This window comes from Galactobacter valiniphilus, assembly GCF_003575975.1.
Taxonomy (GTDB): domain Bacteria; phylum Actinomycetota; class Actinomycetes; order Actinomycetales; family Micrococcaceae; genus Galactobacter; species Galactobacter valiniphilus.
This window is the reverse complement of record NZ_QQXK01000004.1, coordinates 83,411-101,458: the sequence shown is the minus strand read 5'-3', so window position 1 is coordinate 101,458 and position 18,048 is coordinate 83,411. Positions and strand designations below refer to the sequence as shown.

Here is an 18,048-nt window from a genome sequence, read left to right as displayed (position 1 = left end):
CTTGATGTATCGACAAGTCTTGGGGCACAGTGTCCTGCATCACCCCCCTTGCACGCTCACGTGCCGAACGAACGGAGATCGTCATGTCCTCAGAGACCACGACGGCACCGCCGCAGGCCCTGCCCAAGAAGATGCGCTGGTTCGACGGCTTCGCCATGTCGATGACCATGCCGGCCGCGCTCATCGCCACCCTCGGAGCCTCAATCAGCGGTCTTGGAGGCTGGGGCGCCGCCATCCTCTGGGCGATCTCGATGATCCTGGCCATGGGCGTCAACTGGCTCTACACCGAACTCGCCACGATGTTCCCGAACTCCTCGGGCGGCATCGCCGACTACGCCGCCAAGGCGTGGAAGTCGCGCGCGCCCTGGGTGGCTCCCTTGGCCGGCGTCGGCTACTGGCTCCCCTGGGGCACTAACCTGGCGACGTATGGTGCCGTGACCGGTGCCCTGGTTCAGGCCCAGTGGTTCCCCGAGGTCGATTGGGCCGTGTCCTTCGGGCCGATCCACCTGAGCTTCCCCATCGTGGTGGGCCTCGGCGTCATCGTGCTGCTCTGGGGCATCAACGCCATCGGCGTGCGCATGGCGATGTCGTTCGTCTACATCACCGCTGCTCTGCTGATGATCCCGCTCTTCGTGTTCATCGTCCTCCCGCTCTTCAGCGGTGACTGGCACCCGGGTGAGCTCACGTGGCGCCTCGCCTCCGGCTGGGAGGGCCTGCGCACGGCTCTCGTGTGGATGTACATCATGGCCTGGACGACCTTCGGCATCGAGGTCTGCGCCACCTTCGCCCCCGAGTACAAGAACTCCGTCAAGGACACCACGCGTGCCATCAAGGCCGCCGTGCTCTTCTGCCTCGGCGTCTTCTTCCTCATCCCCCTCACCCTCGGCGGCTACGCCGGCGAAGCGGCGATCGACGAGGACCCGGCCGCCTTCTTCGTGGGGGCCTTCGGAAACCTGGTCGGCGGCGCGAGCGACTTCATGGTCATCTGCCTCATCGCCTCGCTGATCCTCATCATGACCACGTCCGTCGCAGACGCCTCCCGCGTGCTCTACAACATGGGCCGCGAGCACGTCACGGTGCCGGCTGTCGGCAAGCTGGATCGCCGCGGCATTCCCATGCGCTCCCTGAACGTCATGCTCGTCATGAACATCCTGGTGCTCGTGGTGCTGCAGTCCCCGCTGGCCATCATCGTCACCGGCAACCTCGGCTACATCCTCACGCACATCCTGGCCGTCTCCGGCTACTGGCTGCTGCGCAAGGACCGCCCGGACGCCGTCCGGCCCATCAAGTTGCCGCGCTTCTTCACGCCGCTCTCGATCGTCTTGGCGGTGCTCCTGACCGTAATCCTCGTGGTCGGCGCTACCGGCTTCTCCATCACGGGCTACGGAGGACTCAAGGAGCTCTTCATCGCCCTCGGAGTCCTCGCGGCCGGCGTCATCATCTGGGCCGTCGTGCGCAAGCGCGACCAGGCCTCCGGCTGGGTCGCCCCCAGCGACGAGGACTCGACCAGCGCTCACTGAGCCAGCAACACCCGTCCTTCCCCCTGAAAGTGAACCCGCTCCCCATGCAGCAGCAGACCAGCTACGAACTCGCAGAACGCCGTGCCGACCAGAAGGGAATCGACGAAGCGCTGCGCGGCGCCCGGCGCCTTCCATTCTGGGAGGACGACCAACCCCGCGAGAGTGAGCACCCGGCGCTGGCGGGGGACGCCGCCGCGGACCTGCTGGTCGTGGGGGGCGGGTTCGCCGGGCTCTGGACGGCACTGCTGGCCAAGGAGCGCGAGCCGGGGCGCGACGTCGTCCTGGTGGAGGCCCAGCGGATCGGCTGGGCGGCCTCCGGGCGCAACGGCGGCTTCTGCGAGCCGAGCTTGACCCACGGCCGCGCCAACGCCAAGGTGCACCTTCCCGATGAGATCGAGACGCTCGAACGCCTCGGAGAGGACAACCTACGGGAGCTCCTGGCCACCCTCGAGCGGTACGGGATCGACGCGGACGTGGTCAGCGAGGGCGTCGTGAAGGTGGCGACGGAGCGCTACCAAGAGGCGTACCTGGAGGAGATGGCGGCCGCGGAGCCGAGCATGAAGCTCCTGCGGGGCGAGCAGCTCCGCGAGGAGATCAACACCCCTGCCGCGCAGCTCGGCAACTGGGCAACCGCTGACGGCGTGGTCCTGAACCCCATCAAGCTCGTGTACGGCCTGCGGGCCGTGTGCGAGCGGCTGGGCGTGCGCATCTACGAGAACACGCCCGTTCAGGGCCTGCGCCGCCGCGGCGACGACATGCACGCCGCCACCCCGCTCGGAACGGTGCGCGCACGCCGGGTGGCACTGGCCACCAACGGCTTCCGAGCGCTCCTGCTGCGGGATCGCTGGATGACGGTGCCGGTCTACGACTACGCCATCGTGACCGAGCCGCTCACGCCCGAGCAGCGCGAGAGCCTGCATTGGAGGAAGCGCCAGGGCCTCACCGACCTGAACAACCGCTTCCACTACCTGCGCCTCATCACCGACGCCGAGGGCCGCGACCGCGTCCTGATCGGCGGCTACGACGCGCTGTACCACTTCGGCCGCAAGGTGCGCCCGGAGCAGGACCTGAGCGAGCCGACCTTCCGCCGGCTCGTGGTGCACCTGGGAGTGCTCTTCCCGCAGCTGGCGGGGGTCAAGGTCTCCCACGCCTGGGGCGGCATGATCGACACGTGCACGCGCTTCTTCTCCTTCTTCACGACGGCGCACGGCGGACGGGTGGCGGCCGCCGCCGGCTTCACGGGGCTCGGCGTCGCCGCCACCCGCTTCGCCGGCAACGTCATGCTCGACCTGCTCGAGGGCAAGGACACCGAGCGCACGCGCACCCAGCTCGTCAAGAAGCGCCCGTTCCCGTTCCCCCCGGAGCCCATCGCGTGGCCGGCGATTCGCTTCACCGCCGCGCAGATGGCCCGCTCCGACCGGCGTGAGGGCAAGCGCGGCCCGTGGCTTCGGCTGCTCGACGCCTTCAAGCTAGGGTTCGATTCGTGAACTGGCTGAGGCACTCCGCGCACGGCGCGCTCTTCGCGGCGATCGTGTGTGAGGTCGCCGCGACCCTCTCGCTCAAGGGCGCGCTCACCCACCCGTGGCTCGTCGCCGTCGTGGTGCTCGGCTACGGCGCCTCGTTCTTCCTGCTGGCCCTCACGCTGCGCCGCGGCATGGCCGTGGGCGTCGCCTACGGCATCTGGGGTGCAACCGGGGTGGTCCTCACGGCCCTGCTGTCGGTGGTGATCTTCGGCGAGGCCATCACGCCCGTCATGGCGCTCGGGATGGCGCTGATCATCCTCGGAGTGGGGCTCGTGGAGCTGGGGTCCCACGGAGGGTCCAAGGCCCAGGAGCGGGCCGAGGCGGTGGACGGCCCGTGATCGTCGCGTACCTGGCCCTCGCGGGCGCCATCGTCGTGGAGGTCGCCTCCACGCTGAGCCTGCAGCACTCGGACGGCTTCAGGAAGAAGCGCTGGATCGTCCCCGTCCTGGCGGGCTACGGCATCGCCTACACGCTGCTCTCCGTCTCCCTGGCCCACGGCATGCCGCTCGGCGTCGCCTACGGCCTGTGGACCGCGTGCGGCGTGGCCCTCACGGCAATCCTCGCCCGGATCCTGTTCAAGCAGCCGCTCACGTGGCTCATGAGCCTCGGCATCGCCGCCATCATGTGCGGGGTGGCGCTCGTGGAGCTCGGTGCGGCCCACTAACCCCGCCAGAACGACGACGCTCGGTGACCTTCCAGCGGAAGGTCACCGAGCGTCGTCGTGCGTTGGGTTCTGGAGCCTCAGGCGGCCTCCGGATCCTCCTGGATGCCGAGCTCGTTGCCCGGGATGGAGGCCAGCAACTTGCGCGTGTACGGGTGGCGCGGGTTCGTGAAGATCTCCTCGGAGGAGGCGGCCTCGACGAGCTCGCCGTTCTGCATGACGCAGACGTAGTCGGAGATGAGGCGGACCACGGCGAGGTCGTGCGAGATGAAGAGGTAGGAGAGCCCGCGCTCGGCCTGCAGATCCGCGAGGAGCTTCAGGATCTGTGCCTGCACCAGCACGTCGAGCGCGGAGACGGGCTCGTCGCAGACGATGAGCTCGGGTTCGAGGGCGAGCGCACGCGCGATGGCCACGCGCTGGCGCTGACCGCCGGAGAGCTCGGAGGGGTAGCGGCGCAGCATGGCCTGCGGCAGGGCCACCTGGTCCAGCAGCTCCTTGACGCGGGCGCGGCGCGTGGCGGGCGTGCCCACCTTGTACGCGTCCATGGGCTCCTGGATGATCCGGCCGATCGTGAACATGGGGTTCAGCGAGGAGTACGGGTCCTGGAAGACGGGCTGGACGCGGCGGCGGAAGTCCTTGGCGTCGGCCTTGGAGAGCTTCGTGAGGTCCTTGCCGTCGAACGTCATGGTGCCGGAGGTCGGCTTGATCAGGCCGAGCAGCATGCGCGCCGTGGTGGTCTTACCGGAGCCGGACTCGCCCACGATCGCCACGGTGGAACCGCGCGGGATGTCCAGGGAGACGCCCTTGGCCGCGTAGAAGTCTTCCTTGCCGCGGATCGGGTAGACCTTGGTGAGGTCGCGCAGCTCCACGAGGTTGGCGGGCGCCGCAGCCGGGACCTCCTCGGTGGCGAGCTCCTCGCGCTCGGCGAGCGGGGCCGTGTAGGCGCCCGGCGCCTGGCGGGCCACGCCCACGGACGGGGCGGCCGCGACGAGCTTCTTGGTGTATTCGTGCTGCGGATTCTCGAGAATCTGGCGGGCGTCGCCCTGCTCCACCACGCGGCCGCGGTGCATCACCACGACCTGCTCGGCGCGCTCGGCGGCGAGGCCGAGGTCGTGTGTGATGAGCAGAACCGAGGTGCCAAGCTCCGCGGTCATGGTGTCGATCTGGTCCAGGATGGTGCGCTGCACCGTGACGTCCAGGGCGGAGGTCGGCTCGTCGGCGATGAGCAGGCGCGGGCGGCAGGCCAGGCCGATCGCGATGAGCACGCGCTGGCGCAGGCCGCCGGAGAGCTCGTGCGGGTAGGCGCGCACCTTGGCCTCGGGGTTCGGGATGCCGGCGCGGCCCATGACCTCGAGCACCTTGGCGTTGACGTCCGCCTTGGTGGCCATCTTGTTGACGAGGAGCGTCTCGGCGATCTGATCGCCCACGCGCGTCACGGGGTTCAGATTGGACATAGGGTCCTGCGGGACCAGGCCGATCTGGTTGCCGCGCACGCTCTGGTACTGCTTGTCCGAGTACTTCGCGAGGTCCTTGCCATCGAAGGTGATGGACCCAGAGGTGATGTTGCCGTTGTCCGGCAGCAGGCCGATGATCGCCATGGCGGTCGTGGACTTGCCGGAGCCGGACTCGCCCACGATCGCGAGCGTCTGCCCCTGGCGCAGCGTGAGGCTGGCGCCCTGGACGGCTTCGACGGTGCCGTGCTGCGTGCGGAAGGAGATCGAGAGGTCCTTGACCTCCAGCAGCGGGGCGGCCTCGGGAGCGGTCTGCTCGGGTGTGGCGTGAGTCATACCGGACATCTTGCCGCATGAGTAGCCTCCCGGCGAGGCCGTCGGCCCCGCGCCGCCCAAAGGTTTTCGTGATCGCAATGCACGACGGCGGCTGGTCGGGGCCCGGCGCCCCTTGCCTCGGGCCGGTGGCCGGGCAACGATGCAGGGGACACCGGCAGAGGGGACCGACATGAGCGGCAAGGTTGCAGTGGTGACGGGGGCGTCGTCCGGCATCGGCGAGGCCACGGCGGTGGCGCTGAGGCGGGCGGGTTTCGAGGTGTACGGGGCCGCCCGCAGGCTCGAGCGTTTGCGCCCGCTCGAGGAGCACGGGATCCACGCGGTGGCGCTCGACGTCACCGATCAGGCCTCGCGCGAGACCGCGGTGCGCCGCGTCCTCGAGGAGGCGGGGCGGGTCGACGTGCTCGTCAACAACGCCGGCTACGGATCCTACGGTGCGATCGAGGACGTGCCGCTGGAGGAGGCTCGGCGCCAATTTGAGGTCAACGTCTTCGGGGCCACCGAGCTCACCCGGCTGTTGTTGCCGCAGATGCGTGAGCGCGGCGCGGGCACCATCGTCAACGTCAGCTCCATGGGCGGGAAGATCTACACGCCGCTCGGCGGCTGGTATCACGCCACCAAGTTCGCCCTCGAGGCGCTGTCCGATTGCCTGCGCCTGGAGCTCGAACCCTTCGGCATCGACGTGGTGGTGATCGAACCGGGAGGCATCGCCACGGAGTGGAGCGGCATCGCGGCGGACCACCTCGAGGAGTCCTCGAAGCACTCGCCGTACTTCGCCCAGGCCGCGGCGGTCGCCTCGTCCTTCCGCTCCGAGGCCATGGGCAAGCGCAGCTCGCCGCCCTCGGTCATCGCCGACGCGATCGTCAGCGCCGTGACCGCCGCGCGCCCGAAGACGCGCTACGCCGTGGGCTTCGGGGCCAAGCCTCTGCTGGCCGCCCGCGCCGTCCTGCCGGACCGGGCGTTCGACGCCCTGGTGCGGCGCGCGATCAGCGGGACCGCCGGGCGCTGCGCGCCCGGCGACGAGGCCCCGCGGCTCAGTGCCGCCCGGTGTCGTGCGGGCCGGCGGCCGTGACGAGCTCCGCGGTCTGATCGGCGATCGCGGCCTCCTCGTCGGTCGGCACCACGAGCACGGCGATGGCCGAGTCCTCCGTGGAGACGACGCGCGGCTCGCGGGACTTCTCGACGTTGGCCATGCGGTCCAGCTTCACGCCGATGGCGCCCAGGCCCTCGCACACGCGCTCGCGGAACTGCCAGGAGTTCTCGCCGATGCCGGCCGTGAAGATGAGCGCCTGCGCGCCGCCGACGGCCACGTGATAGGCGCCGATGTACTTCTGCACGCGGTAGGAGGCGATGGCGAGGGCCAACTCGGCCTCCTCGTCGCCCTCCGCGGCGCGCGCGATGACGGCGCGCATGTCGTTGGTCCCGGCGATGCCCTTGAGGCCCGAGTCCTTGTTGAGGAGGGTGTCGAGCTGCTCCGCCGTGTACTCGCCGCGGATCATGAGCTGCGTGAGCACAGAGGGGTCAACGTCGCCGGAGCGCGTGCCCATGACGAGGCCGGCCAGGGGCGTGTACCCCATGGACGTGTCGATGCTGCGCCCGCCCTTGATCGCCGTGATCGAGGCGCCGTTGCCGAGGTGCGCGATGATGCCGTCGAAGCGGTTCACCGGCACGTTCAGCAGCTCGGCCGCGCGCGCGGTGACGTACTGCGCCGAGGTGCCGTGGAAGCCGTAGCGGCGCACGCCGTGCTCCGTGTACAGCTCGTTGGGCACGGCGTAGCGCCACGCGTGCTCGGGGAGCGTGCGGTGGAAGGCGGTGTCGAAGACGGCCACCTGCGGCAGCTTGGGCCACTTGCGCATGATGGCGCGGATGCCCAGGGCGTGCGCCGGATTGTGCAGCGGGGCCAGCGGGGCCAAGCGCTCGATGGCGCGCGTGATCTCGTAATCGATCATGACGGGCGCGGAGAAGCGCTCGCCGCCGTGCACCACGCGGTGCCCCACGGCCTCGAGCTCGGGGTCGCCGCCGAACTCCGCCTGCAGGTGCTCCTCGACCAGATCCAGCGCGGCGCCGTGATCGGGCACCTCGCCCGAGCCGATCTCCTCGACGAGCCCAGAGAGGAGCAGCTCGCCCGTGGAGGTCTCGCGGACCTGGTACTTGAGGGACGAGGAGCCGGAGTTGATGACCAGAACGCGCACGGCTCAGGCCTCCTTGCTGGTGGTCGAGGCGGCGGCCGGCGAGGCGGCCGGCGAACCCGCCGGGGTGAGGGACTGCGCCTGGATCGCGGTGATGGCCACGGTGTTGACGATGTCCTGGACGGTGCAGCCGCGGGAGAGGTCGTTGACGGCGCGGTTCAGGCCCTGGAGCACGGGGCCCACGGCGACGGCGCCGGCGGACTGCTGCACGGCCTTGTAGGTGTTGTTGCCCGTGTTCAGGTCGGGGAAGACAAACACGGTCGCCTGGCCCGCCACGTCGGAGCCGGGCAGCTTGGAGGCGGCGATGGAGGCGTCCACCGCGGCGTCGTACTGAATGGGGCCCTCCACGGGGAAGTCGGGGCCGGACGCCTCCACGAGCTCGGTGGCCTCGCGCACGCGGTCCACGTCCTCGCCGGCCCCGGAGGTGCCGGTGGAGTAGGAGAGCATGGCGACCTTGGGGTCCACCCCGAACTGGCGGGCCGTCGCGGCGGAGGCCAGGGCGATGTCCGCGAGCTGCTCGGCGTTGGGGTTCGGGTTCACGGCGCAGTCGCCGTAGACGAGCACGCGCTCGGGCAGGCACATGAGGAAGACGCTGGAGACGATCTTCACGCCGGGGCGCGTCTTGATGAACTCGAGCGAGGGGCGGATGGTGTCGGCGGTGGTGTGCGCGGCGCCGGAGACCATGCCGTCGGCGAGGCCCAGGTGGACCATCATGGTGCCCCAGTAGGAGCGGGAGACCATGCGCTCGCGGGCCTGCTCCAGGGTGATCCCCTTGTGGGCGCGCAGGCGGGCGTACTCGGCGGCAAACTCCTCGGTGCGCGGATCGCGCGCGGGATCAACGAGCGTGACGCCGGAGAGGTCGATGCCCTGCTCCTTGGCGAGATCGGCGACGTCGGGCCCGCCCAGGACCACCAGATCGCAGATGTCGCGGCGCGCGATGATTTCGGCCGCGCGCAGCACGCGCACGTCCTCGCCCTCCGGGAGCACCACTGTCTTGCGCTCGGCGCGGGCGGTCTCCACGAGCTGGTGGAGGAAGCGCACGGGCGTCATGAGCTCGGGGGCTGGCAGTTGCAGGCGGGCGAGGAGCTCGTCCTCGTCCACGGCCTGGTACCAGGCGCCCAGGGCGGCGGCAGTCTTACGGGGGACGTTGGCGGTGAGCTCGCCGCGCACACCGGCCACGGCGGTCGTGGCCTCGAAGGTGCCCTGCTCCGTGACGTAGACGGGGAAGGGGGCCTCGGCCAGGAGCGGCAGCACGGAGTCCTCCACGGGGCGGCGGCCCGTGACGAGTACGCCTGCCGTGGAGGGGAAGCCCGGGGTGCGGGCGGCGGCGATGGCGGCCGTGAGCACATCGGTGCGGTCGGCCGGGGTGACGAGGAAGGTGTCGTCCTGCTCGTAGCGCTCCAGCAGGTAGCCCACGTTCATGGCCGCCACGATGATGTGCTTGATGTCGCGGTCCTCGGCCGGGGCGCCGGCGATGAGCCGCGCGCCCAGCGCGGAGGCGACCTCGCCCACGGTGGGGGCCACGACGTCGGGCAGTTCGGGGACCACGTAGACCTTGCGCTCGTTCAGGCCCGGGCGCACGGCGGCGCGGAGCTGATCGGCGAGGGCCGGCTCGGCGCGGTTCACGATCATGGAGAGCAGCGAGACGTGCTCGGCGTAGAAGGAATCGCGGGCCACGTCGACGGCCTCCGCGGCCTGGGCCACGTCCTTGCCCGCGCCGTTCACGACGCCCACCACGTGGCAGCCCAGGTGGTTGGCGAGGCGCGCGTTGAGGTCGAACTCGCTCGTGAAGTCGTGACCGGAGAGGTCGGTGCCCTCCACGATGACCACGTCGGCGTGCTCGGCCACGCGGGAGTAGGCGTCCAGCGCGCGGGAGTAGAGCTCCTCGACCTGGCCCGCGGCGATGAGCTTGCGGGCCTCGCCGCGCGTGAGGCCCACGCCGATACGCTCGGCGGGCAGCTCGAAGAGCGAGGTCATGAGGCGCACGCTCGGGTCCGCGGCGGGATCGCTCGCCTCGGTGATGGGGCGGAAGAAGCCCACCGTGTCGGCGCGGCGGTGCAGGAGGTCGCCGAGGCCGAGGACGATGAGGGACTTTCCTGAGCCGGCGCTGGTGGCGCTGACATAGAGGCCGCGGGTCATGCTCTTCAGGGGCTCCTTCGGGAGGGCGTTGCGTGCTTTAGGTAACATCAATGGTGCTTCCATTGTGCACGACGACGCGTCGGTTCCGTGCCGTGGGTCACGTCGCCGCGGGTGCCGGGCGCCTGGGGCGCCCCGACGCGGGCCAAGCCCGGGCACCGCCGCCGCGCGATCCGCGCCCAGCCTAGCCACGCGCCGTCGGGCGTGTCAGTCGACTCCGTCACGCCCTAGGGCCTTGGCATTGCCCTCGAAGGGGTCGTGTCCGGAGGCAAACGGGGAGGCGATCTTGCCGTCGATGACCGTCACGAGGCCCGTCGTTGAAACGAGCTTGGCCATGCCCCCGGTCGTGTAGAGGTCCAGCGGTTGCCCGGTGCTGGTGAACACGGCGTTGGCCCAGAGCCCCCAGTCGTCCTTGCTCTCCCCCAGCATGCTCGTGTCCGGTTCGGGAGCGGTCCGCACGGCGCCCTCAGCAGGCGCGACTGGGGACCCGTCTGCCCAGGTCCACCCATCCAGCGTCGGCTGCGCTGTCTCCGAGGCCGACGCCTCGGGCGATGCGGACTCTGATGCCGACGCGGGGGCCGTGGCCTCGTGCGCGGCGGCCAGGTGGGAGCCGGAGGGCGTGGGCGAGGCGATCTTGTCGGGGGAGACGGGGTTGCAGGCGCTCAGGGCCAGGGCGGCGGGAAGAACGACCGTGAGGGCGAGCGCCGCGCGGGCGCGTCGGGAGACAGATTGGGAGTTCATGATCGCCAGCCTGGCATCCGCGGATGCTCGCCGCGAGCGGTGAGACCGTTCGGAAACCACATTGTGTTCGGGCCGTGATCCGTGGCCCCGGCGGCGCCCAATCACGCCCCCGCTCGACGTCGCCCGCTCGCGGCAAGCGGGCGACGTCGGGCGGGTGGGTGCCCGCTTAAGGTGGTGCCCGTGAGACCCATCCCCTCCCGCGATCGCCGCTGGCTCGGCTGGATGGCGTGCGCGCTCAGCGCGGCGCTGGGCCTGGGGCTCTGGCTGTTCTGGGTGCTCCCGATCCGCGCCTCCGTCGCGGACGCGGCGCCGGTGCCGAGCGGCACGAGCGTGAGCCTGCGGCTCGCGGACGGGCAACGAGTGGGGATCTGGGCCTCCGGCCGCGCCGCGATCCTGGGCACGCTCGACTGCTCGGTGCGCTCCGGAGAGGGTGAAACGCCCTCCGTGCATCGCGTGCGCGAGCTGAACTGGAACGACACCCTCTGGTGGGTCACCCCGCGGCACGGCTTCGAGAGCTATGCCGGCTTCACCGCCGGCCGGGCCGGGGACTACGTCGTCAGTTGCGCGGACAGCATCGGCGCCTACGAGGCGGACGTGCTCCTCGCCAAGGATCCCTCGGCGCCCGGTTGGCTGGGCCTGGGGCGGGGCGGCTCGGCCGACTTCCGGCTCTCCAGCGTCTTCGCCTTCTCCGCCGTGGTGGCGCCGCTCCTGGCGGTCTTGTTGCTGCCGATCATGGCGGCGCAGACCCTCCGCGCACGGAGGGTCGCCCGCGGCGGCGGGCGGCCCTCCTCCTTCTGAACCGGCTCGGTGATGCCGGGCTGGGCGCTACTTCGCGAGCCGGTACACGCCTGACCAGCCGCGGGTGATGTCCAGATTGGTGAAGCCCAGCAGCTCGCCCTCGCGCCAGACGCTCATGGCCACACCGGGCGCGACGTCCTTGCTGACCGCCGCCATGGGCGTGACGCCCTGGGGTGTGGCGACGTAGATGGTGCGCTGCGTGGCCACGATGAGTTCGCCGTTGGCCGCGTCGGCGTACCAGGCATTCTCGTCGCCGCGCTGCAGCCTCACATCAAGCGCCGTTCCCTCGTGCGAATCGAGGTCGAGCACCATGGCGACGCTGCCGGTGTCCGCCGTATCGCCCGGAATCGAGGTGTACAGCAGCACGGCGCTCGTTGCGTCGGTGCTGTCCGGCAGGCCGCCCACGTCGGGGTCGGTGGAGCGCATGATGGTCCGGAAGCCTTGCTCCGTCAGGGCGCCAAACTCCTCGAGGCCGTCGCACGCGTAGCGCTTGGCGAAGAAGCCCTTGGGCGTGCCCCACGCCGCGGAGAGATCCTTGCCCACCAGGGTCAGCTGACCGCCGGCGCTGGGGACGGTGTAGTAGTCGTACTCCGAGGTGCCGGCGCCGACGCTGCCGGTGCGTTGGGGTGAGGCCACCAGCAGCTGCCGGGTGCCGGAGCCGTCGGTGAAGGCGCTCACCACGGACCAGCCGTAGCCGTCCTCGCTCTTCACGCTCGGCAAGGTGGCGAGCACCTGCGCCTTGGCGCCCGGGCCGGCGGCGCGCAGCACCCGGTCGACCTTCTTCCCGCCCTGCGTGGCCTCATCCACCCAGGCGAACCCCGCGCCGTCGGCCACTGGAACGTCCGGCGTGGTGCCCTTCTCGGGATAGTCGCTCACGGCGGCCGTCTCGCGCTTGGTGCCCAGCACCCACAGGCCCTTGCCGTCCGCGCCCAGGGCCACGCCGTCCTTCGTGATGGCCTTCGGCGTGAGCTCCTCGCTCGTGTCTGTCTCGAGCTCGTGCACGGTCGAATGCAGGAGCGAGCCGCTGCCGCTGCCCGCCGGCAGGGCCCGGGTGGTGGCCTGGACGGGGCTGCCGTCGGCCCACGCGAGGCCCTTGGCCGTCTGGACCGCACCGTCCTTCGGCGCCACGGTGGGAGCAGGAGCGGGGGCAGCGGAGGTCGATGCGGAGGAGGAGGCCGGTGCCGGGACCGACGAGGCGGGGGCCGCAGCGGCCGAGGGTTCGGCGGCGTGCGGCTTGGTCAGCTGCGAGCCCTGCGGCGTGGGCGAGACGATGTCGTGGGGAGAAACGGGTCCGCAGGCGCTGAGCGCGAGCGCTGCGGGCAGGAACACTGCGGCGGCGAGCCCCCCGCGCCGCGCGGTCATTCGTGTGAGTTTCATGTCTCCACCCTGACAGTGTTTGACGAGTCACGGGGAGTTTGTCATTGCTTCGTTGCGGGAGCGTGACACGGCGTAGGCGCCGCCTCCGCGCGGGGAGTGCGACTAGGAGCGCGGGTAGCGCGCCACCACGAAGTGAGCCAAGGGGTGGTCGAGGCTGTAGGGCAGCGAGTAGACCACGGTGTCGCCGTCGGGGGAGCAGACCGGGACAGAGTAGAGCGCCGCCGCGCGGACGGGGGAGCGCAGCGCGGTGGAGGTTCCGTCGGCCGAAATGCGCTGCAGCGGGATGCCATCCTCCAGCCCGTCGTCCACGAGCAACGACTCCCCGCAGAGAACCGCGGCCAAGGAGTCGAACTCGCTGGCTGGAAGCCCCGCTGAGACGGCGGTGCGGGCGTCGAGGCGCAGCACGGCGCCTCCCGTGAGCTTCGGTCCTTAGGTGGTGTTCGCGTCCACCACCGGGAGGTAGACGACGTCGCCGCCGGGGCTCGCTTGCAGCTCCGCCATGGTCTCCAGCCCGGCCGTGTCCTTCGCGAACCTGATGCTCGAGCGCAGCAGGACGGTCCGTTTGCCGTTCGTGAAGCGCGCCAGCGCGGGCGTGGCGGTTGCCGCGCTCGGGTCCTCATCGATCCACGCGAGCATGCCGTCCCGCGTCGGGGAGGGCCGGGCGGCGTCGGTGGCCTCGAGGCGCGGAGCGCCCCCGCCGGTCCCCACCTCCACCGAACGGATGCGGGTGCTGGCGCCGCCCGCCGGGGACGGCGTCTCCGAGAAGTACACCCGTTGACCCGCGCCCGCGGGGGAGAGCCCAGTCTCCCATCGCGCCTCGGTCGCGCCGGTAGCGTTGACCCGCGCCCGCGGGGGAGAGCCGGAGCGAGTCGGTGGCCAGCAGGAAGTCGCCGTCTGAGCGCTGTGCGGGGAAGGTGGCCAGGACCCGGGGCGCCTGCCCCACCGAGGGGGCGTACATGATCCGCAAGCGCCCGGACGCGTAGCCGTCGCCGGGCAGCTCGGGGGCCGCCCACGCGAAGGCGGCGCCGTCCGTCGTGAACGAGCCGTCCACCGGGAACCACGCGACGCCCGGCTTGAGAGTTTCCATGTCCAGGTCGGAGAAGGAGCGGTTCGCGGCGTACGGGTCGGCGCCGGCGGGGAAGGGGGAGACGGGTTCGAGGTGCGGACCCGCCACGGCCAGCTCGAGCGGCGAGGAGCCCTTGCTGCCGTCACGGGGCGAGGTCGCGATGATGACCCGGCCGGCCGACGTCACCGTGGCCACGGACCAGGTGTTGGTGCGCGGGTGCGGCAGGTCGAGCTCGGTTCCCTCGAGTGGCTCCGCCCCGTCCGGCGTCGGCTCGGAGGCCATCACGGGCGTGCCGTCTGCCCAGCTCCACCCCGCCACGGCCCTGCTCGCGGGGGCGGCCGCCGCCGACGCGGCGGAGGGCACGGCGGTCGGGACCGCGCCGTCTTCCTTGCCGGTGGACGACGACGCGGCGCCGGCCGTGGCGCTCGCCGCGGCACCGTGCGCGTCGGAGGAGGCAGCGGGACCCGGGCCGGAGCAGGCGCTCAGGGCCAGGCTCGCGGAGAGGGCCGCGGCGAGGAGACAGCGGCGCGCGGCGGACGGATGAAGGGCTGATGTCACGGGGTCACTCCATCTGGACGCGGGCGGTCCACGCCGTGCCTTCGGCGCTCCACAGCAGGGAAATCTCGCCGTCGCTGGCCCAGCCTGCGGTGAGCTTTCCCCACCCTTCGGCGTCCTCGCCGCTGAAGTCGGCGAGCGTGGTGGAACGCGCGCCGAGCCGGCGGATGAGGCCCTCTTCGTCGATGTAAACCGCTCCGTTCCAGGAGATGGCGTTGGCGCGTAGTTCCGGGACCGCGTTGGCGCGTCCGGAGCGCAGATCGATCACGGCGGCTCCGTGGTAACCGCGGTCGGTGTCGAGGTCCACATCGGCCAGCGCCACGCGCTCGCCGTCGCTCGAGATGCTGCGGGGCACGCCGTCGTCCACGGGCCGGGTGAAGCGCAGCACCGGGACCACGGCGCTGTCTTCCACGGTGCCGAAGGCGAGCGAACGCTCGCGGCCCGTGCCCGGCGTGAGGGAGAGGGCGAAGAGCCCCTGGGCGGTGGGCATGGGGGCGGCGGCGTGCTCGGCCTCGAGCTGCGGTCGGCCTCCCGTCAGCGGCACGGACATCACCTGGGTGTCCCAGTTCGCCCCGAGGGTGCTTTGGTCCCAGTAGATCCGGCGGCCGCCGTCGGAGAGGCCCGTGGTGACGCCGCCCATGACCAGCGGCTCGTCCTCCGGAACCGTCCACTCGCTCACGAGCCGGGCCGGGTCGCCCACGCGGTTCACGCGGTACAGGCGCACCGTGCCGGTCACCGCGTCGTCGCCGTACACCGTGCTTGCCGCCATGAAGAGGAACCCCTGCACTGAGGGGGAGAGCGTGCCCGGAACGGGCGTCCAGCTCGGGGCGCTGTCCTTGCCGCGCTCGGAGAAGACGCCGCCGCTGTCCCGGGGGAGTGCCGGGGTGGCGCGGCCTCCGCGCACGAGCGAGAGCTGCGGCCTGGACTGGCCGCCGGCGTCGTGGCGATGGACCAGGCCGATGAGCGTTCCGTCCGAGGTGGCGATGTCCCAGGAGGCGCTCCATTCCTCCGCGCTCGGGAGCTTGGCCGGGCGGCCCTGGGGGGCCGTGGCGTTCGGGAAGCGCGTGGGAACGGCGTGGATGGGTGCGCCGTTTTCCCATGTCCATCCGGGCAGCGGGGTGGAACCGGCGGGCGGGGCGTCGGGCGTGGGGACCAGGCGGGCCGGGCCGGGTGCGTCGGTGGTGGGCCCGTCGCCCGGGCTTCCCTGCACGCAGCCGCTCAGCGCCACCGTGGTGGCGAGCGCCAGCGCGGCAGCCACACCGGACGCGGGCGTGCGACGGTCCCGGGCCGCGGTCGGCCGCGGGCCGGGGACGCGCGTCCCCCCGTCGCGTGATCATGGCGCCTACCCTGGCACGGCGAGGCCGGTTTTGTCCGCGCTTCGGAGGTCCGACCTTCCACGTTGCGTCCCCAGGGTGACCTGCCCGCCGGGTGCCGCCGCCCGCCTCGCGCTCAGAAGAGCGCGTCCTCGAGGACCGGGTCGTAGCCCTCCAGGTCCAGCAGGAAGCGCTTGCGCTCCAGGCCGCCCGCGTAACCCGTCATGGAGCCGTCGGCGCCGACCACGCGGTGGCACGGCACGATCATCGACAGCGGGTTGTGCCCCACCGCCTGCCCCACGGCCTGGGCCGCCTTGGGCTTGCCGAGCTCGCGCGCGATCGCGCCGTAGGTCGTGACGGAGCCGGCCGGGATGGCCCGCAGGATCTCCCAGACCTTCTTCTGCTTGCCGGTGCCCGCGGGATCCAGCGGGAGATCAAAGTCCTCGCGCTCCCCGGCGAGGTACTCGCCCAACTGTTCGGCGGCGGCGTCGAGCACCGAGTCCTGTCCCGGCTCCACGCGCTCTCCGAGCGTCGTATCGGTGGGGAAGTAGCGGTGGTCCTCGAACCACACGCCGGTCACGGCGGCGCCGTTGCCGGCGATGATCAGCGTCCCCAGCGGGGAACTCGTCAAGAGGTGTGCCATGGTCTGCTCCGTGTTCGTCACGGGGGCTCAGCCCCAGAGGTGGAGGGCGGCGTAGGAGCGCCAAGGGCGCGCGCCGTCCAGAAGGGTCGTGAGGCGGCGTTTGTCCTCGGCGAGGCCCAGCGTACGCGCCCGGCTCAGGAGCGCGCCGTCGCCCGAGAGATCGACGTCCGGGTCTCCCACGGTGCGTAGCCGGGCATAGGCGAGCGTCCAGGGGCCGATGCCCTTGAGCGCGCCGACCCGCTCCAGGAGCGCCGAGGCGCCGTCGCGGTCGGTGGGCTCGCCTGCGTCGGCGAGGAGGGTGAGGACGCGCTCGAAGGTCTCGCGCCGCGCGGCAGGGCCGCGGAACCACGCGTCGAGGGTCTCCAGGGCCGTTTCCGCCGTGGGGAACGGGGTGAGCCCAGTGCCCGACGGCGCGGGCTCGCCTTCCGCGCCCGACCCGCCGCTCGCGCGGCTCGCCTGAGGCTCGGCCGGCTGGGTTCCGGCGCTGGCGGCCGGCACGGCCGCGGCCGCGGCCAGCGGTTCGGCGTCGCCGGCGTCCGGGGCCGCCGTATCGGCGGGACCGTTGGCCGCCTCGACGAGGCGGCGCAGCTGCCCGCGGCCCGCCGCCACGGAGACCTGCTGGGTGGCGATGGCGCGGCACAGCGACTCGGTGAGCGTGGGCTCGCCCGGGATGCGGGCGCCCGGGCGGGCGTTGACGGCGTCCCGGAGCCAGGGCAGCTGCCCCAGGGCGGCGTCGATCGTGGGGGTGTCGGCGTCGAGGTCGAAGAGGTGGCGGGCCACGCGCACGGCGGCGGTGAGGTCCGCGGCGTCGTCCAGGACCAGGCTCGCGCGCAGCCGCTCGTCGGCGTCGAGGCCAACGCTCACGGTGCCGGTCCCGCGCGGCAGGCGCACGGCCACCCGGTACCGGGAGCCGGAGACCTCGTCCACGCCGGGCAGCGTGCGCGCGCCGAACCAGGCTAGGAGGCCGGCGACGTCCACGGGGTCGCGGGCCTCGAGCCGGGCGCTGAGCGCGGCGGGGACGCCGGGGGCCGTGATGCGCGGGCTGCGGCGGGCCGCCTCGCGCAGCTGGGACGGCGTGCGGTCGAAGACCTGCTTCACGGTGTCGTTGAACTGGCGCACGCTGCCGAAGCCGGCAGCCCAGGCCACCTCGGTGTTTGACAGGTCCGTGGAGGCCAGAAGCCGGAAGGCGGTGCGGGCGCGGTGCGCGCGGGCGTGGGCCACGGGCGGGGCACCCGTCTCCTCGACCATGACGCGGTGGAGGGTGCGCGGGCTCGTGTGCAGTCGGCGCGCGAGGGTGTCAAGCGAGGCCTCGTCCAGGCCTCCGCCCGCGATGAGCTCGAGGGCCCGGCGGGCGAGCTCGGTGCGGGGCGCCCACTGCGGCGTCCCTGGCAGGGCCTCGGGGAAGCAACGCAGGCACGGGCGCAGCCCCAGGCCCTGCGCCTCGGCCGCCGTGCGGACAAAGCGCACGTTCTGCGGCTTGGGTGTGGGCGCGGGGCAGGACGGGCGGCAGTAGATCTTGGTGGAGAGCACTGCCGTGTAGAACTGGCCGTCGAAGCGCGCATCCCGGGCGTGGATGGCGGCGTAGGCGGCGTCGAACGGCAGCGGCGCGGCGGCTCCCGTGACCTCCGCGCCGGAGGCGAGGGGCGTGCCCGGGCCGGTCACCGCGTCGTCGTGCTCTTGAATGCTCACCCGTTTATGGTGCCGCGCTTTGCCGCCGAACGCTGGCGGTTTTCGGCCACGGG

At 71.9% G+C, this 18,048-nt stretch carries 17 protein-coding genes; 6 read left to right on the top strand and 11 right to left on the bottom strand.

Annotated features, from left to right (window positions below; translation table 11 throughout):
• Positions 1–83: 83 nt before the first annotated feature.
• The 4 genes from DWB68_RS03025 to DWB68_RS03010 are packed head-to-tail and all read left to right on the top strand — an operon-like array spanning position 84 to position 3,707.
• Positions 84–1,520, top strand: coding sequence for an APC family permease (locus DWB68_RS03025; RefSeq protein WP_119423661.1), 1,437 nt, complete (start codon positions 84–86; stop codon positions 1,518–1,520).
• A gap of 44 nt (positions 1,521–1,564) precedes the next feature.
• Positions 1,565–3,007: an NAD(P)/FAD-dependent oxidoreductase gene (locus DWB68_RS03020; RefSeq protein WP_119423660.1), complete on the top strand. Its 1,443-nt coding sequence runs from the start codon at positions 1,565–1,567 to the stop codon at positions 3,005–3,007.
• A complete protein-coding gene (locus tag DWB68_RS03015) occupies positions 3,004–3,381 on the top strand; it encodes a DMT family transporter (protein WP_233548577.1) in 378 nt (125 codons plus the stop codon). Before DWB68_RS03020 ends, DWB68_RS03015 begins: the two co-directional genes overlap by 4 nt.
• A complete protein-coding gene (locus DWB68_RS03010) occupies positions 3,378–3,707 on the top strand; it encodes a DMT family transporter (RefSeq protein WP_233548576.1) in 330 nt (109 codons plus the stop codon). The genes DWB68_RS03015 and DWB68_RS03010 overlap by 4 nt, the downstream gene beginning before the upstream one ends.
• A 77-nt stretch (positions 3,708–3,784) precedes the next feature.
• Here DWB68_RS03010 and DWB68_RS03005 read toward each other — a convergent pair whose 3' ends face one another.
• Positions 3,785–5,491 (bottom strand): ABC transporter ATP-binding protein, encoded by a 1,707-nt coding sequence (locus DWB68_RS03005; protein WP_199700361.1) that lies wholly within the window; start codon positions 5,489–5,491, stop codon positions 3,785–3,787.
• 169 nt (positions 5,492–5,660) lie between these two features.
• On the opposite strand from DWB68_RS03005, the gene DWB68_RS03000 reads away from it, so the two are divergent.
• The gene (locus tag DWB68_RS03000) at positions 5,661–6,560 is read left to right on the top strand and encodes an oxidoreductase (protein WP_119423658.1); all 900 of its coding nucleotides are present in this window, start codon (positions 5,661–5,663) and stop codon (positions 6,558–6,560) included.
• Here DWB68_RS03000 and DWB68_RS02995 read toward each other — a convergent pair.
• From DWB68_RS02995 to DWB68_RS02985, 3 genes are all read right to left on the bottom strand, one after another.
• Positions 6,523–7,680 (bottom strand): acetate kinase, encoded by a 1,158-nt coding sequence (locus tag DWB68_RS02995; protein ID WP_119423657.1) that lies wholly within the window; start codon positions 7,678–7,680, stop codon positions 6,523–6,525. The two genes, DWB68_RS03000 and DWB68_RS02995, sit on opposite strands and share 38 nt — an antisense overlap.
• A 3-nt stretch (positions 7,681–7,683) precedes the next feature.
• Entirely contained in the window at positions 7,684–9,816 is a 2,133-nt protein-coding gene (pta, locus tag DWB68_RS02990) for a phosphate acetyltransferase (protein ID WP_119423656.1), read from the bottom strand.
• 204 nt (positions 9,817–10,020) lie between these two features.
• Positions 10,021–10,554, bottom strand: coding sequence for a hypothetical protein (locus DWB68_RS02985; RefSeq protein WP_119423655.1), 534 nt, complete (start codon positions 10,552–10,554; stop codon positions 10,021–10,023).
• A 180-nt stretch (positions 10,555–10,734) separates the two neighbouring features.
• On the opposite strand from DWB68_RS02985, the gene DWB68_RS02980 reads away from it, so the two are divergent.
• The gene (locus tag DWB68_RS02980; protein ID WP_119423654.1) at positions 10,735–11,352 is read left to right on the top strand and encodes a hypothetical protein; all 618 of its coding nucleotides are present in this window, start codon (positions 10,735–10,737) and stop codon (positions 11,350–11,352) included.
• Positions 11,353–11,379: 27 nt separating this feature from the next.
• On the opposite strand, the gene DWB68_RS02975 is transcribed toward DWB68_RS02980, so the two are convergent.
• The 7 genes from DWB68_RS02975 to DWB68_RS02940 all read right to left on the bottom strand — a co-directional run bounded on the left by DWB68_RS02975 (position 11,380) and on the right by DWB68_RS02940 (position 17,995).
• The gene (locus DWB68_RS02975; RefSeq protein WP_158588186.1) at positions 11,380–12,729 is read right to left on the bottom strand and encodes a hypothetical protein; all 1,350 of its coding nucleotides are present in this window, start codon (positions 12,727–12,729) and stop codon (positions 11,380–11,382) included.
• Positions 12,730–12,831: 102 nt separating this feature from the next.
• Positions 12,832–13,134, bottom strand: a complete 303-nt coding sequence (locus tag DWB68_RS02965) for a hypothetical protein (RefSeq protein WP_119423651.1) — start codon at positions 13,132–13,134, stop codon at positions 12,832–12,834.
• Between the two features lie 24 nt (positions 13,135–13,158).
• Positions 13,159–13,365 carry a hypothetical protein gene (locus tag DWB68_RS15915; protein ID WP_147391560.1) on the bottom strand — a complete coding sequence of 69 codons (207 nt, stop codon included), beginning with the start codon at positions 13,363–13,365 and terminating at the stop codon, positions 13,159–13,161.
• Entirely contained in the window at positions 13,346–14,353 is a 1,008-nt protein-coding gene (locus tag DWB68_RS15910; protein ID WP_147391559.1) for a hypothetical protein, read from the bottom strand. The genes DWB68_RS15915 and DWB68_RS15910 overlap by 20 nt, the downstream gene beginning before the upstream one ends.
• Positions 14,354–14,357: 4 nt before the next feature.
• Positions 14,358–15,608: a hypothetical protein gene (locus tag DWB68_RS02950; protein WP_119423648.1), complete on the bottom strand. Its 1,251-nt coding sequence runs from the start codon at positions 15,606–15,608 to the stop codon at positions 14,358–14,360.
• 191 nt (positions 15,609–15,799) lie between these two features.
• Positions 15,800–16,306, bottom strand: coding sequence for a methylated-DNA--[protein]-cysteine S-methyltransferase (locus DWB68_RS02945; RefSeq protein WP_119423715.1), 507 nt, complete (start codon positions 16,304–16,306; stop codon positions 15,800–15,802).
• A gap of 27 nt (positions 16,307–16,333) precedes the next feature.
• Complete coding sequence (locus DWB68_RS02940; protein ID WP_119423647.1) at positions 16,334–17,995, bottom strand: DNA-3-methyladenine glycosylase 2 family protein; 1,662 nt, start codon at positions 17,993–17,995, stop codon at positions 16,334–16,336.
• Positions 17,996–18,048: the final 53 nt, after the last annotated feature.

What these genes read in the sequence shown, in the direction of transcription:
- DWB68_RS03025 (WP_119423661.1), top strand. Translation starts at nt 84, where the DNA reads ATGTCCTCAGAGACCACGACGGCACCGCCGCAGGCCCTGCCCAAGAAG.
- DWB68_RS03020 (WP_119423660.1), top strand. Translation starts at nt 1,565, where the DNA reads ATGCAGCAGCAGACCAGCTACGAACTCGCAGAACGCCGTGCCGACCAG.
- DWB68_RS03005 (WP_199700361.1), bottom strand. Translation starts at nt 5,491, where the DNA reads ATGACTCACGCCACACCCGAGCAGACCGCTCCCGAGGCCGCCCCGCTG.
- DWB68_RS03000 (WP_119423658.1), top strand. Translation starts at nt 5,661, where the DNA reads ATGAGCGGCAAGGTTGCAGTGGTGACGGGGGCGTCGTCCGGCATCGGC.
- pta (WP_119423656.1), bottom strand. Translation starts at nt 9,816, where the DNA reads ATGACCCGCGGCCTCTATGTCAGCGCCACCAGCGCCGGCTCAGGAAAG.
- DWB68_RS02985 (WP_119423655.1), bottom strand. Translation starts at nt 10,554, where the DNA reads ATGAACTCCCAATCTGTCTCCCGACGCGCCCGCGCGGCGCTCGCCCTC.
- DWB68_RS02975 (WP_158588186.1), bottom strand. Translation starts at nt 12,729, where the DNA reads ATGAAACTCACACGAATGACCGCGCGGCGCGGGGGGCTCGCCGCCGCA.
- DWB68_RS15915 (WP_147391560.1), bottom strand. Translation starts at nt 13,365, where the DNA reads ATGCTCGCGTGGATCGATGAGGACCCGAGCGCGGCAACCGCCACGCCC.
- DWB68_RS02945 (WP_119423715.1), bottom strand. Translation starts at nt 16,306, where the DNA reads ATGGCACACCTCTTGACGAGTTCCCCGCTGGGGACGCTGATCATCGCC.